This window comes from Paenibacillus sp. FSL R7-0216, from assembly GCF_037969915.1.
Classification (GTDB): domain Bacteria; phylum Bacillota; class Bacilli; order Paenibacillales; family Paenibacillaceae; genus Fontibacillus; species Fontibacillus rhizolycopersici.
In genome coordinates this window covers 1,909,616-1,922,618 of sequence record NZ_CP150222.1, presented here as the reverse complement: position 1 = coordinate 1,922,618, position 13,003 = coordinate 1,909,616, and the positions used below count along the sequence as shown (strand labels likewise).

The window sequence follows — 13,003 nt, the reverse complement described above, 5'->3', positions numbered from 1 at the left end:
GGGAGGAATAACAATGGGTGAAATCTACGGAGGAGGCTTCACTTCAACGGGAGCTATTTTGGTGCTGTTCATCTTGCTCGTTATCGTTTCCCGTACCCTTTTAGTTTAATGCCACGACATGCCTGAAAAGCGGCTGGAATCCTGCATGGATTCCACCGCTATTTTTTTTGCCTCCCTTGACAAAGGAAACCAGCGCATGGAATAATACGATCATCTAATTATACAAATATCGAATTAGTGAGGGATCAGAATGCAGCTGGACCGGTTGGTCAATTTCCACAAAGCGGTGGGCGATGTCACTCGTATCCGCATTATCGCACTGCTACAGAACGGCCCCCTCCATGGTCAGGCCCTAGCGGGGAAACTTGGGGTCACGCCGCCGACGATCACGCATCACATGACCAAGCTGCGAGAAGCCGACTTGGTGTACGAGCGCCGGGATAAGAATACGATCTATTTTTATCTGAACGAAAAAAGCCTTGCCCTTCAGGCTCAAGCGATCCTGAATATCGGCAAGGCGCTCCCAGCGGCCGAGGACAAACACGAAGAAGCGGCGCGTAAAGCCGCGGTGCTGGACAACTTCTTCAACAAGAACGGCACTTTGAAGCATCTGCCGGCCCAACGCAAGAAAAAGCTGATCGTTCTTGAACGCCTCGTCAAGGGGTTGGAACCGCACCGCAAGTATAAAGAGAAAGAAATCAACGAATACATTCTGAATTACCACGAGGATTACGCCACGATTCGCCGCGAGTTTATCATGAACCATTTCATGTACCGCGAAAATGACATTTACGAGTTGAACCCGCCGGAGCTTTGGGGTAAGAGCTCATCCTAATCGCTAGCGGATTGTGCCGGTCAAGCAATGAGGCATCGCTTATCGCCTCGTTGCCTTTTTTTGCCCACTAAATTAGATGATCATTTAATTAGATAGTTATAACACTACTGTTGTTTTCTCTGAAAAGGAGTGATCTCATCCCATGAATTCCTTACGAATCCTACGCCAGGAACCCTCTTACCGCCGTCTGTTTGCAGCCGGACTGGTCAACGGCATCGGCGACCGGTTCAGCCAAGTGGCCGTCCTCGGCTTGCTATTATCGCTGACCGGCTCAGGCCTAGCCGTCGGCATCACCTTTGCGGTCCGCCTGTTTCCATACCTCGTCTTCGGACCGCTCGGCGGACTGCTCGCCGACCGTTTCTCCAAGAAAACGATCATGATCTTCACCGATGTCATTCGTTTGTTTTTTGCGCTGACCCCGCTACTGGTCCGCAATCCTGGGGATATCTGGATCATCTATGTCAGCGCGTTTGCCTTGTCCGCAGGGGAGGCCATTTACGCCCCAGCCCGCATGTCGCTGATCCCCCGGCTTGTACGCCAAGATCACCTGCTGGCGGTGAATAGCCTGGAACAGGCTATGGTCGGTTTCGTGCTCATCGGTGGATCTGTCACGGGGGGTATCCTTGCTGCCGTAGTGGGCGGACAGGTGTCTTTCGTACTCAACGCGTTGTCCTTCCTGATCTCCGGCTTGCTGCTCCTCCGCCTTGATCCCGCCAAGCGGTCGGCAGCCGCAGAGATCAATTCCGGCAAGCTAATATACACGCCGACGCCAGCGCCGACGCTCGGGCCCCGCCAAACCGCTGTACTCCGACGGTTGCTCACTCAATCCTTCTTTTTGCGGATCATGTTGATCGCGTTCGCCGTTTGGCCGATTGGGGACGGGATATTTAACGTACTGATTAGCGTATACGCCACCGAAGTTTTCCATATGGGAGATATCGGCATCGGATTACTCTATGGAGCGCTGGGTGCTGGGATGCTGGTCGGCTCCGGACTCACCGGCAGAATGGCCCGCTATATGCGGACGGCCGCTGTCCTGACCGTGTTGATTGAAGGGGTTTTCCAAGTGATGATCAGCCAATCGCCTTCGTTTCTCCTGATCATTTTGCTGTTAGCCTTATCGGCAGTCACCACTAGCGTGGGCAACGCCTGCAACGAAACGGTTCTGATGCAGTTGATTCCAACCGAATGGCAGGGACGGTTCTTCGGCGGATTGGCCACCTTGCAAAACACCTTGATGGGTATCGCCATGCTCGCCGCCGGTTTCTTGCTTGAAGTGGTGACGCCTAGAACCTTGGGGCTCGCCGGAGGATTGTTTCTCGTCTTGCTCGGTCTCAGTGTAAGCCTCGGCTGGCTGCTGCACCGTCCGAGAACAATTGAGCACTCCTTGTCCGATACCGAGAAGAAGACCACCCTCTCACCCTGATGGAACATCTCCTAGAACATACTTTACCAGCGCTTGCCTCACGCCTTCCTCGTTGTTTGAGGCGGTCACGGCATTGGCCGCCGCTTTCACATCCAGCGGAGAATTGTCCATAGCTACGCCTAACCCGGCATAGGTGAGCATCGTTAAGTCATTATAATAATTGCCGATCGCCATGACGTTTTCGGCAGGGATTCCGCGCTTTTCTGCCAGCTTCTGCAGGGCTGCCCCTTTGGAAGCTTCTTTATGCATTAAATCGATGAAAAAGTCGCCGCTGCGCAGCATATTGAATTCCTGTGTCCATTGGCTCCAATCCGAGTACACGCGGTCCAGCTGATCCATCTCGCCGGCGACAGTGAATTTCACGATCGGTTCGCTGAAATCGGCCCAACCCGGCATATCTTCCGGTTCCATCAGAAATTTGTGGTACATGTCCAGTGCTTCCTTCGTGAGCCCTGCCGCATTTTCCACATACAGCGCAAAGGTGGTATTGACGTCAAAATGAACGTGATTCTTTCGGCAGTACTCCATATACGGCTCAAGTCCATGCGGATTCAACGCGAATTCGTGGACGATCTCCTCGGTCCGCACATCCACCGTGGCTGCCCCGTTATGGCTAATCACATAGCCCTCCAACCCAAGCTCGCGCATATAGGGAATCGAGCTCCGCGGAGCCCGGCCGGTGCATAACACGAACTCCGTGCCTTGCCCCGCGATGGCTCGAATCGTCTCGATCGTTCCCGGGGTCAACACGTGGTCGTCGGTGAGCAGCGTGCCGTCTACATCTAATGCGATCAGTTTGTATTTCATGTGTGGTCTCCTTTCTTGACTCAACCCTCCCCATCCCTCCCTTACCGTAAGGGAGGGGGCCCGAGGGCCTGCTGCCCTCTGGTCTCCCGCAAAGGGGAGGAACGTGGGAGTGCATGAGGTGCTCCTGCACGCTCTCCCCTGCGGGGATTCGCTTAAGTTGGCTCGTGGAACGCTTTTCCCCCTTCGGGTACGTCTTACTTTAGGCGTTCCCGTTCAACCTGGTAAACCGTGCTGCTCATCCCTACTTCTGTCGGCTCACCTGTGCAGGCAAACGTGCTACAAGCCGCTTGTCGCCCTACGGGCACGCTCTACTTCGGGCGCGCCTGCATGGCGGTGACTGCAACGTTCGGCCTATATCCTTCAACTTCGTGCTGTTAAGGCGCTCTCCCTTCGGGAATCGCTCACTGTTGCACAAACCGCTGGTTAGTTGGAGCTACGGCGTGCTGCTTGGCTTCATGCCAGCAAACCCGGCGCTCTCCCTTCGGGAATCGCTCACTGTTGAGCGAATCACTAGTTACCCTTTTGAAGCTCCAGTGCCTTTGTACGTGCGCAGCGACTCCAGCTCGGAGTCGGTCAGCTCGCGGAAGGCGCCGAGCGGCAGAGACTCATCGAGAAGGAGAGGCCCCATCGACAGGCGCTTCAGGTATGTGACCCGGGAACCGACGGACTCGAACATCCGCTTGACCTGGTGGAATTTCCCTTCCGAGATGGTCAGTTGGATGCGGGAGATGCGGGTTCCGTCCGCTTCGGCTCCGTGTTCCAGCACCTCTAGCTCGGCGGGTAAGGTGACGTAGCCATCGTCGAGCTCCACGCCCTCCCGGAAGCTCGCGGCTTCCGCATCGCCCACATGGCCGAGGACGACAGCCTCGTACGTTTTGGGTACATGCTTGCGGGGGGATAACAGGTCATGGGCCAGCTGACCATCGTTAGTCAGCAGCAGTAGGCCCTCTGTATCTTTGTCCAGTCGCCCGACGGGGAAAGGCGAGAATACTTGAAAATCCATCGGGAGCAAATCGAGTACGGTTTTCTCCCGCCGATCCTCCGTAGCTGAGATGACACCAGGCGGTTTATGCAGCATCAAGTAGATAAACTCCCGATAAAAAATCCGCTCCCCATCCAGCTCCACCACATCCGTTCCAGGATCACACTGGATGCCGCTGTCCTTAACGACCGCTCCGTTGATCGCGACTCGGCCTTGTTTGACGTATTTTTTGATTTCCGATCGGGTTCCATAACCGAGATTTCCCAGAATTTTATCCAACCGTTGCGTTTTCTTGCCGGCACTCATCTTACGTCCACCTCCACCCGGCGGGATATTCGTTCTTCAGCATTCCATCCTGCCATTTGCCCCAACCCAGCGAATAGCCGTCGACCGTGATCAGCACGTATCCTTTGGGGCTAGCGTTCTCCGAGCATTGAATCCTCGCCGCTTCCACCTGCAGGGTTTCTCCCTTCAGATAGCGAATTGCCTCGCCGTCTGAAGCGGACAAATCCAGCACCCTCACCGCTTCCGATGGAGACAGTGCTGTGGCCAAGGGCTGCCCTGGTATAAAACGCCCATTTTTCACGCTCCCGACGTACCAGCCAGGCCGGACAACCTTCAACCCGTCCAGACGCTCCTTGGTAAGCGGAGACAGGTAGACGTTGCCCCCAAAAAGCAGCGGTTCCCCCGGTAGTTCCGCCTCATTGAGATGCTCCCGGGAAAAAGCCCGCCAGCTCTCTAACAACTCCCTCTCGTCCACGCCTTTGGCATCGCGCCCAGTTCCCTGGCGGCCCCGGTGGCCTTGACGGGATTCCCGTTTACTGCGGGATTCCCCCTCCCATTCCGAGGGGGAATTACCCAATCCTATGGTTTCCTCCTGGGGTTGTCCTTCCCCTTGTCGCTCCAGCACGGCGAGAAAATGCCCCTCACCCTCCACCTTATGCGGCCAAAGTCGGCCGCACATGGCAGTTTGCGCAGCGACTTTCGCCGGATATATCCGGCCTTCCTCTCGCTTGGCTAGCCATTCCAGCCACTCCGGACGTCCAGGGGAGATCCGGGGATCCCACTTGAGCGGTACGACCTTAAACTCTGGATGCTCCAACAGGAAATCCGCGATCGTCGCCTCGTTCTCTTCCGGCGCAAACGTGCAGGTGGAGTATACCATTCTCCCGCCCGGCGCCAACAGAGCCGCCGCTGACTTCAAGATATCCCGTTGCATGCCGGTATACTTCCGAATCCATTCCGGTTCCCATAGCCGGGCCATATCCTCGTCTTTCCGGAACATCCCTTCCCCCGAGCAAGGTGCATCGATCAGAATTTTATCGAAAAAATTCGGGAACGCACGTGCGATTCGCTCCGGTGTCTCGCCGAGCACGACCGCGTTACGTACGCCGTACAGCTCGATATTTTTAGCCAAGGCTTTGGTCCGTTCCGCGTTAATATCATTGGTTACAAGCATGCCGCTTCCGCGCAGCTTGGCCGCGATTTGCGTCGACTTTCCTCCCGGGGCCGCACAGAGGTCGAGCACTCGCTCCCCGGGCGCCACCTCCAACAGCTCCACCGGCGCCATAGCGCTTGGCTCTTGGATGTAGTAGAGCCCGGCGTGATAATACGGATGTTTGCCCGGCTTCGTTTGCTCATCGACATAGTACCCCGTTTGACACCAGGGAATCGGCCGCAATTCGAACGGCACCGCTTTCCTGAAGGCCTCGGAATCAATTTTTAGCGTATTGACGCGGACCCCCGCAAACCGCGGATTGTCGTAAGAGGCACGGAAAGCCGCATATTCTTCTTCTCCCAACAGCTCCTGCATGCGCTCCAAAAATTCTTCTGGTGGTTGTACCGCCATGCCTGTCCCATCCATTCTTCGATTCAGTCATTTTGCTTCGTACCGCAAAACGCCCGTCTCCCCTACAATGGGGGACGGGCCGAAATCAGCCTTGTCAACGCGCTTTCCTTTGATCCAACTTTTGCTGCCTTTCCTCATGCTTCTCACCGCGCTGCGGTGTACGCCGCTGCGGATTATTCGGGGCGATGTTCTCCGATGCCACTTCCACCATGCGGACCAGTTCCGAATCTAACAAACGGATCGTCAGATCGTAAAAGGCAAAATCCCGTTTCCCCTCATCTGCTAGCTCTCTGATGTACGCCTCCGTCTCCCGCAGCAGCTTGCCAAGGTCGATGCCAAGCGACTGTTCCGGATACGGAGACAGCTGTTCTAAGGCCGAAAGCAGCATTTTCCGCCCCCCGGACAAATTGCCGCGCCGGGCATGGAACAAGCCGACAGCGATCTGAAGCAACCCTTTGTACAGCGGGTCATGTCCCCGCGCCAACCAAAGCTCCTCGAGCACCTCATGGCACTCGAAGTAATCGCGGTCTCGGTTGAAGTAAACGAGGTACGCCACAAACAGCGGCTCATAGCTCATCCCCGGGCTCCTCTACTTTTTTGTGCTGCTTGATGAGGCCTTTCACTTCGCCCATCAGTAGCTTCATCCCTTCGAAATCCTTCGTTTCCCACAGCCGGTTGAACCGCTCCTGCGCGTCAATCGCTTCGGACACAAGATGGTAAAAATACAACTGATGAATCGACGCAAGTACCGAGGAGACGATGTTGGAGTCGTCCTCGAAGCTCTTCTGCGCAACCAAAATCTCCTCGCGGATGCTGGACATTTCGTTATCGAGTACGAAGGCGGCTTCCGCGGCCTTTTTGAGCCGGCCCCGCATCTCCTCGGGCAGGCTCTCGCGATACTTGTAGTTCAACGAATGCTCGATGGTAGCCCAGAAATTCATCGCCAGCGTGCGAATCTGGATTTCGGCTAGCACCTGCTTCTGGCCAAGCGCGGTTTGCACCGGATATTCCACGATCATATGAAAGCTGCGATACCCGCTTTCTTTATAGTTGGTAATGTAGTCCTTCTCGTAAAGGACCTTAAGATCCTTGCGCATCCGAATGTACTCCGCCACCCGGCGGATATCTTCTACGAACTGACACATGATCCGGATGCCGGCGATATCTTCAATCCCGGTCTCCAGATCCTCCAGAGCCACGTTGTACCGCTTCGCCTTGTCTAGAATGCTGGATATTTTCTTGACCCTTCCGGTCACGAATTCGATTGGCGCATACTCTTCAAGTTTCTTCAGTTCGGAGCGCATCGTCTTGAATTTGACCTTTAGCTCCTCAACGGCTTGTTCATATGGAAGCAAAAATGTTCCCCAATCTCTACTGTCCATCCTTATGCCTCCTGTCTTCTATCCCCCCGGCTTGGCTTCAGCCGGCCGCTTATCGGTGGTCCGCCCCAACCGCCTCGGAAATATGGCGATAGCCGTCCCGCCGCAGCAGTTGCCGCAGTCCACGGTGCAGCTTGCGGTTAATCTCCGGGCCTTCGTAAATCAGCGCGGTGTAGATTTCAACCAAGCTGGCACCTGCCTTGATCTTGGCGTAGGCATCGTCCGCCGTGAAAATTCCGCCCGAGCCAATGATCGGCAATCGCCCGCCCGTTTGCCGATAGACCCGAGAAATGATCTCCGTCGATCGCATACCAAGCGGTTTGCCGCTCAGGCCTCCCGTTTCCTGGGCGTTCTTATGCGTGATCCCCTCTCGGGACAACGTCGTATTCGTGGCGATAAGACCCGAAACACCACTGTTTTGGATCGTATCGACCATATATTCCAGCTCATCAAAGCTGACGTCTGGCGCAATTTTGACCAGCACCGCCTTCGATTTACCGTGTCGCTCCGCCTCTTCCGCCATCCGGTCGATCACGGCGGTCAACAGCGTTGCCAGCTCGTTACCATGCTGCAATTTACGCAGGTCCGGCGTATTTGGTGAACTGATGTTTACGACGAAAAAATCAGCGTATTCGTATAATGCCGAAATGCATTTCTCATAATCGCGAAAAGCTTCTTCATTTGGCGTTGTTTTGTTCTTTCCAATATTGACGGCGACCGGAATCGGACGAAGCTTCAGCGCCTGCAAGCGCTCTGCCATCGCCTCCATCCCGCGGTTATTGAACCCCATCCGGTTGATCAGCGCCTCCTCGGGAGGCAGCCGGAACAACCGGGGACGATCGTTGCCGGGTTGGCCCAACGGCGTCACCGTGCCAACTTCCATAAATCCAAATCCGATCGCGGAAAAACCTGGCACCGCGTCAGCATTTTTATCAAGACCGGCGGCTAACCCCACCGGGGAAGGAAAATGAATACCGAATAAGTTCGTCGCCAGCTCCGGCGCCTCCGGCACGCCGTACATCCCGCGCAACATCGATGTCATTCCGGGAATAGCAGCGGCAGTATGTAATCCATTGATAACGAGATGATGGGCATCCTCCGGATCCATCCGGAAAAACACCGGTTTTCCCAATGCACGATACAACACGTTTCTCTGTTCACTCCGATCCGATGCTTTGCATGATTTTGCTATTATCAGTTTAGCCTTTTCCGTTGGAAAAGAAAAGTTAAACGGTGCGTGAACATAACAACAAGGTGATGGAATTTTATGATGAAAGCCGTTACAATAAGGGGGAATGCACCTCCATTATCGCTTCAGACTAGGTTAGAGAGGGGAAATATTCATGTCAACCAAACGCAAACCGCCTACATTCCAGCAAAAAAAGGACGAAGTCAACAAGAAAGCGCTCATCTGGTCGATTTCCATCGTAGCTGCGCTCGTCGTCGTGACTGCCGTCCTTCTGATCGTAACCTAAACTAGTCCAACCAATGGTATGTGCGGTGGGGATTGGTCTGATCCTGTCTATCGCCCAGGGCGAAACGCTCCGCCGGGACGTTTTTCAGCTTCGGTAAGATCCCCTTTCCAATCTCCACCTTCGTTCCCTTCGGGGCGAGATCGAACAGCTCCTCCACATCCTTCTTCCCCATTCGGATGCATCCCAGTGACTCATCCTTCCCGATGCTGTCCGGCTCATTTGTTCCGTGAATCGCGTAATTCGTATCCGACAGCTGCATGCCGCGGCTGCCAAACTCTCCGTTATCCCTTCCGTTCGGGTTCATCACTTTCTCGGAAATCGCAAATGTGCCCTCCGGTGTTTTGTCACCGCCCAAGCCAACCGGATAACTCCGAACTATCACATTCCCACTAACCACGGCCAGTACATGCGCTTGTGTATCGACGATAATCTCATATGGCTCGGCAAAATACGGCCGCTGCCCCGGAGCCATTCCCTCCGCGAGCACCGCTGTCTCATTTTCTTTTCCCGTCGCGGCGATACCTTTATTTTTCAGCTGCGCCAACAGCGGGCCGAACCCCTGCACCATGGTCGGATCAGTCCCCGCGATCCAATTGTCAGGATACGGCCCAGTTAGATCCTGCAGGCTGGAAGGCCAGGCTCCCTTGGCCTGCTTATAATGGGTCATCGCTGAGGCCAGCACGCCTAGCGATTCCTGCTGCGGAATCCACACCTTCGCGTGCTTCTGCAGCTCTGTTGGATCCGGCGGCGTACATTCGCAGGCCGCCGGATCATAGGCTTGGAGCGTCGTCCGACCGTCAGCCGGACTTTGCTCCAAGCCGAACACGACTGGCAGGTCGTCCGACCAGACCAGCCAGTCGCCAGCCCGCTCCATGCCAAGCGCCGCCGCATGGAGCGGGCTAAAATCGGTTTGCCGCTGCAGCGCGAGCAAACCGCCCACGGCCTCCGCCTGCGTCCCGACGGGATCGCCGGCGTAGCCGATGGCGGTGAACGCCGGCCCCGAGAAGGCCGGCGCCACCGGAGGCGCACCGCCCTCCGCCTCATCCTCGGCGAGTGGCGGCACATCGGCCGGCGTCTCTCCGAGCTCGACGCCAGCTGACGCGGGCACGATCGCCGGCCGATTCCCCGGCGCATCGGCCGAGGGAATCCACATCAGCAGCGCGATCAACAGCGCCAGGCTGAACTTGCGTAGGAACCGGCTTCGTTTCTCCCGCCGGTGCGTCTCCTGCATCAGCCCTTCCTTGTAGCCGGACAGTACCTCTTCCGGAAGCGGGATTTTGCTGGATTCAAACGCTTCGTACACGTTGCCCGCCTGAATATAGCAATAGTGGGCTTTCCCCGCTTGCCCGTTCAATTCATATTCCTTGCCCAGTAAATACCAGGCCATTTTATTGTTAGGATGGTTTTCTACATATTTTTTAAGATAAGCTGAGTTTCCCATCAGTTCCTCCATGCCAGGTAGTCGAGAAATCACCATTATTTACTTATATCGGCAGAGAGATCAGGGATTCTAACCCATTATTCGCCAATTACGCATTTTTGCGACTTAATACCTAGCGTAGGTTTAGAAGCGGGTATACGGGATTAGAGGTTATGCGGGGCGATGCGAGGCGATGCGGGGCTACGTGCCTCTGATCGCCTCTTTGCACGATTATCCCCTTCGATCAGGACGTGGTGGTGGCGAGAAAAAGAGGCTAGAGAAACTTTGTAGATAAATGATTTTTTTGGAAGAATTTTGGTTGTATTAGGAACGTATGTTTGGTATAATCAAATTAACGAACGTATGTACGTATATTAATAGTGAGGGAGGGAAGCCGACATGGAAGGTGGTCATCCGGAAACGATTCTGCCACCCCTGAACTGCTGCTGTTATACTAGTGAACAGGATTGTGTGGAGGCACTGATTGCATTGAAGTGGCCAAACGGGTACATCTGCCCACGCTGTGCTCACCCCCATTGCAGCCGTCTGACCACACGACGCATTCCTTTGTTCGAGTGCGGTAAATGCGCGTATCAAACGTCACCTCTGGTGGGTACGATTTTTGAAGGAACCCACCTGCCCTTATTAAAATGGTTCCAGGCAATGGAGTTGTTCTTGCTTCCCGACGGCATCTCGGCTATGCGGCTGAGCCGGGTGATCCACGTTACCTACAAGACCGCTTGGTTGATGCTGCACAAAATACGCCATGCCATCGGAGAGTTTGATGCTCGTGAGTTGTTGAGTGGAGACGTAAAGGTAAATAGTGACCTGTACGGATTTGATCCGTCCCGCGGCCAGCTTTTATATTCTCGTTCCTCGGCAGTCGTGGCAGGATGTACAGTAACGGATGCAGGCGAGCCTGAGCATGTCAAAATCCAACTCGTCCCGCAAAATAGAAGAGAGATCCGTAGGGCAAACCGCCGCGAACTCGCCGCCTTCATCACTGAGAATGTGGAGATTCGTACATCGGAGATACAGTCGTTTCCTATTGCCTATCGGCTGTATACACCCTTGCGGAAAGTGGTAAGAGAGGCGTGGGGATCGCTGAGAAGTACCTATGTGGCCTTAGGACGGAAGTATCTGCAAGCGTACTTGAACGAGTACACTGTGCGTAGGCGTCTACGCTTGTCTGGAGGGAAAGCGACGATGTCGCATAAGTTGCTGTGTATTTGTGTGGCGATTCCAACCATTTCATACCATCAACTGATTGCGCGTACACCGAATCCGCCCCTTGTAGCTGCAGCTTAACATATATTACAGGATTTCTTGCAGTTCTCTAAAACCTGCTTCACTGTTCCGAGGCACTATTCTTTGATAATCCTGTCTTATTTAATAGTTATTTTTTCACATAACTTTTCTCGCCCACCTAATTATCTGAGTATCTGAGTAACTGAGGCGCTCTGTTTCACTCTGCGTTTCTGCGTTTCTGCCTTTCTGCCTTTCTGCCTTCTGTATTTCTGCATCTCTGTTCCTCTTTACTTTTTCTGCCTGATCAAACGGGATAATGGTGCAAAGAGAGAGGACAGGGTAGTACGAGTTAGGCTACCGCCCTCCCCCATACCATCCTGTCCTCAAGTTAAATTATTCTTAATCGCGGCTTGCCAACTTCGCCAACAGGCGGACGAGTTCCAGATACAACCATACCAACGTCACCATCAAGCCAAAGGCGCCGTACCATTCCATATATTTCGGAGCTCCCCGCTGGGCACCGTTTTCGATAAAATCAAAGTCCAGCACCAAATTCAGCGCCGCGATAACCACGATTACCAGCGAAATACCGATGCCAATCCAATCGTTACTGTGCAGATACGGGATGTTAATGCCGAAGAATCCGAGGATAAAGCTAGCTAAATACACCAACGCAACCCCCGCGGTTGCCGCAAACACACCCAACTTGAAATTCTCCGTGGCTTTGATTAAACGCGTTTTGTAAGCCAAGAGTAACGCCAAGAATACGGCCATCGTCAACAAAGCAGCCTGAAGAATAATGCCGTTGTACAGCGTTTCGTAGGTCGCGGATATTGCGCCAAGGAACATTCCTTCCGCTATCGCATAAAGAGGAACCAGATAGGGCGACGTCCGGGGCACAAAGCTAACGATCAGAGCCAGGATCATGCCGATAATCGCACCGGCTACCGCCATGCCGCCCACGCTATAGCCGTCAAAATAAAGCATCCACGTGCTGAACGCACTACCTAGAAGGATAATCAGCGTGATAAACGCCTTGTTAACCGTACCTTCAATCGTCATTTGCTGCATCCCGGAGTACGAGTCCGGACGATCAAAGGATGAATCGCGAAGAGTAGGATTTCCGCTTCTACCGATCAAGGAATAACCACCTCGTTTGATGAATTTGTATTCAGTATTCATTCCTATGATCATATCACATTCTACTCCCAAGAAGAATAAAAAAAGAACGCCCCCGCCGAAATCGGCGTAGGGCGTTCCTTGAACCAGTTATTCCAAGGTTTAACCTTCTTTATTAAACGGCTCATCCGCAATTTTGATGGAATCCGTCGGGCAGCCGTCGCAAGCGTCCTGGAGATCGTCGTGCAAATCATCCGGAATCTCCGTTACCCCGCGATTGCCGTCTTCGCCGTAAATCACTTCGGCCAAACCCTCATCGTCATAATCGTAGATATCCGGTGCTGTCGCGCCGCAAGCGCCACAAGCGATGCAAGTGTCTTTCTCAACCCAAGTATATTTCGCCATCTCTTATCTGCCTCCTGAATAAACGGTACGAGTCCGGTGCGTTTTATATCACCATGAC

14 protein-coding genes are annotated in these 13,003 nt (G+C 54.1%); 5 read left to right on the top strand and 9 right to left on the bottom strand.

Translation table 11 applies throughout. The annotated features are described in order from the left end of the window. The first annotated feature begins 13 nt into the window (after positions 1–13). The 3 genes from MKZ15_RS08540 to MKZ15_RS08530 all read left to right on the top strand — a co-directional run bounded on the left by MKZ15_RS08540 (position 14) and on the right by MKZ15_RS08530 (position 2,261). Positions 14–109, top strand: coding sequence for a sporulation protein YjcZ (locus tag MKZ15_RS08540; RefSeq protein WP_193415011.1), 96 nt, complete (start codon positions 14–16; stop codon positions 107–109). 141 nt (positions 110–250) lie between these two features. After that, the gene (locus tag MKZ15_RS08535) at positions 251–835 is read left to right on the top strand and encodes a metalloregulator ArsR/SmtB family transcription factor (protein WP_155605064.1); all 585 of its coding nucleotides are present in this window, start codon (positions 251–253) and stop codon (positions 833–835) included. A gap of 142 nt (positions 836–977) precedes the next feature. After that, a complete protein-coding gene (locus tag MKZ15_RS08530; protein ID WP_339821205.1) occupies positions 978–2,261 on the top strand; it encodes an MFS transporter in 1,284 nt (427 codons plus the stop codon). Here MKZ15_RS08530 and MKZ15_RS08525 read toward each other — a convergent pair. From MKZ15_RS08525 to MKZ15_RS08500, 6 genes are all read right to left on the bottom strand, one after another. Next, positions 2,253–3,068 carry a Cof-type HAD-IIB family hydrolase gene (locus MKZ15_RS08525; protein WP_155605062.1) on the bottom strand — a complete coding sequence of 272 codons (816 nt, stop codon included), beginning with the start codon at positions 3,066–3,068 and terminating at the stop codon, positions 2,253–2,255. The two genes, MKZ15_RS08530 and MKZ15_RS08525, sit on opposite strands and share 9 nt — an antisense overlap. A gap of 514 nt (positions 3,069–3,582) precedes the next feature. Continuing rightward, positions 3,583–4,356: a pseudouridine synthase gene (locus tag MKZ15_RS08520; protein WP_339821203.1), complete on the bottom strand. Its 774-nt coding sequence runs from the start codon at positions 4,354–4,356 to the stop codon at positions 3,583–3,585. Between the two features lies 1 nt (position 4,357). Further along, positions 4,358–5,899: an RsmB/NOP family class I SAM-dependent RNA methyltransferase gene (locus tag MKZ15_RS08515; RefSeq protein WP_339821201.1), complete on the bottom strand. Its 1,542-nt coding sequence runs from the start codon at positions 5,897–5,899 to the stop codon at positions 4,358–4,360. A gap of 94 nt (positions 5,900–5,993) precedes the next feature. Further along, on the bottom strand, positions 5,994–6,476 hold the full coding sequence (locus MKZ15_RS08510; protein WP_213621893.1) for a DUF309 domain-containing protein: 483 nt from the start codon (positions 6,474–6,476) through the stop codon (positions 5,994–5,996). After that, positions 6,466–7,281: a GTP pyrophosphokinase family protein gene (locus tag MKZ15_RS08505; RefSeq protein WP_193415006.1), complete on the bottom strand. Its 816-nt coding sequence runs from the start codon at positions 7,279–7,281 to the stop codon at positions 6,466–6,468. Before MKZ15_RS08505 ends, MKZ15_RS08510 begins: the two co-directional genes overlap by 11 nt. Before the next feature lie 49 nt (positions 7,282–7,330). Then, positions 7,331–8,425, bottom strand: a complete 1,095-nt coding sequence (locus MKZ15_RS08500) for a quinone-dependent dihydroorotate dehydrogenase (RefSeq protein ID WP_213621894.1) — start codon at positions 8,423–8,425, stop codon at positions 7,331–7,333. 196 nt (positions 8,426–8,621) lie between these two features. Between MKZ15_RS08500 and MKZ15_RS08495 the strand changes: the two genes are divergently transcribed. Beyond that, positions 8,622–8,753 carry a hypothetical protein gene (locus MKZ15_RS08495; RefSeq protein ID WP_272491417.1) on the top strand — a complete coding sequence of 44 codons (132 nt, stop codon included), beginning with the start codon at positions 8,622–8,624 and terminating at the stop codon, positions 8,751–8,753. A 1-nt stretch (position 8,754) separates the two neighbouring features. On the opposite strand, the gene MKZ15_RS08490 is transcribed toward MKZ15_RS08495, so the two are convergent. Beyond that, entirely contained in the window at positions 8,755–10,194 is a 1,440-nt protein-coding gene (locus MKZ15_RS08490) for a L,D-transpeptidase family protein (RefSeq protein WP_339821195.1), read from the bottom strand. Positions 10,195–10,572: 378 nt separating this feature from the next. Between MKZ15_RS08490 and MKZ15_RS08485 the strand changes: the two genes are divergently transcribed. Further along, complete coding sequence (locus MKZ15_RS08485) at positions 10,573–11,481, top strand: IS1595 family transposase (protein ID WP_339821193.1); 909 nt, start codon at positions 10,573–10,575, stop codon at positions 11,479–11,481. Between the two features lie 339 nt (positions 11,482–11,820). On the opposite strand, the gene MKZ15_RS08480 is transcribed toward MKZ15_RS08485, so the two are convergent. Both MKZ15_RS08480 and MKZ15_RS08475 read right to left on the bottom strand, forming a co-directional pair. After that, positions 11,821–12,561, bottom strand: coding sequence for a Bax inhibitor-1/YccA family protein (locus MKZ15_RS08480; RefSeq protein ID WP_155605055.1), 741 nt, complete (start codon positions 12,559–12,561; stop codon positions 11,821–11,823). A gap of 141 nt (positions 12,562–12,702) precedes the next feature. Next, positions 12,703–12,945 carry a ferredoxin gene (locus MKZ15_RS08475; RefSeq protein ID WP_155605054.1) on the bottom strand — a complete coding sequence of 81 codons (243 nt, stop codon included), beginning with the start codon at positions 12,943–12,945 and terminating at the stop codon, positions 12,703–12,705. Between the last annotated feature and the right edge of the window lie 58 nt (positions 12,946–13,003).

What these genes read in the sequence shown, in the direction of transcription:
- MKZ15_RS08540 (WP_193415011.1), top strand. Translation starts at nt 14, where the DNA reads ATGGGTGAAATCTACGGAGGAGGCTTCACTTCAACGGGAGCTATTTTG.
- MKZ15_RS08535 (WP_155605064.1), top strand. Translation starts at nt 251, where the DNA reads ATGCAGCTGGACCGGTTGGTCAATTTCCACAAAGCGGTGGGCGATGTC.
- MKZ15_RS08530 (WP_339821205.1), top strand. Translation starts at nt 978, where the DNA reads ATGAATTCCTTACGAATCCTACGCCAGGAACCCTCTTACCGCCGTCTG.
- MKZ15_RS08525 (WP_155605062.1), bottom strand. Translation starts at nt 3,068, where the DNA reads ATGAAATACAAACTGATCGCATTAGATGTAGACGGCACGCTGCTCACC.
- MKZ15_RS08520 (WP_339821203.1), bottom strand. Translation starts at nt 4,356, where the DNA reads ATGAGTGCCGGCAAGAAAACGCAACGGTTGGATAAAATTCTGGGAAAT.
- MKZ15_RS08515 (WP_339821201.1), bottom strand. Translation starts at nt 5,899, where the DNA reads ATGGCGGTACAACCACCAGAAGAATTTTTGGAGCGCATGCAGGAGCTG.
- MKZ15_RS08510 (WP_213621893.1), bottom strand. Translation starts at nt 6,476, where the DNA reads ATGAGCTATGAGCCGCTGTTTGTGGCGTACCTCGTTTACTTCAACCGA.
- MKZ15_RS08505 (WP_193415006.1), bottom strand. Translation starts at nt 7,281, where the DNA reads ATGGACAGTAGAGATTGGGGAACATTTTTGCTTCCATATGAACAAGCC.
- MKZ15_RS08495 (WP_272491417.1), top strand. Translation starts at nt 8,622, where the DNA reads ATGTCAACCAAACGCAAACCGCCTACATTCCAGCAAAAAAAGGACGAA.
- MKZ15_RS08490 (WP_339821195.1), bottom strand. Translation starts at nt 10,194, where the DNA reads ATGGGAAACTCAGCTTATCTTAAAAAATATGTAGAAAACCATCCTAAC.
- MKZ15_RS08485 (WP_339821193.1), top strand. Translation starts at nt 10,573, where the DNA reads ATGGAAGGTGGTCATCCGGAAACGATTCTGCCACCCCTGAACTGCTGC.
- MKZ15_RS08475 (WP_155605054.1), bottom strand. Translation starts at nt 12,945, where the DNA reads ATGGCGAAATATACTTGGGTTGAGAAAGACACTTGCATCGCTTGTGGC.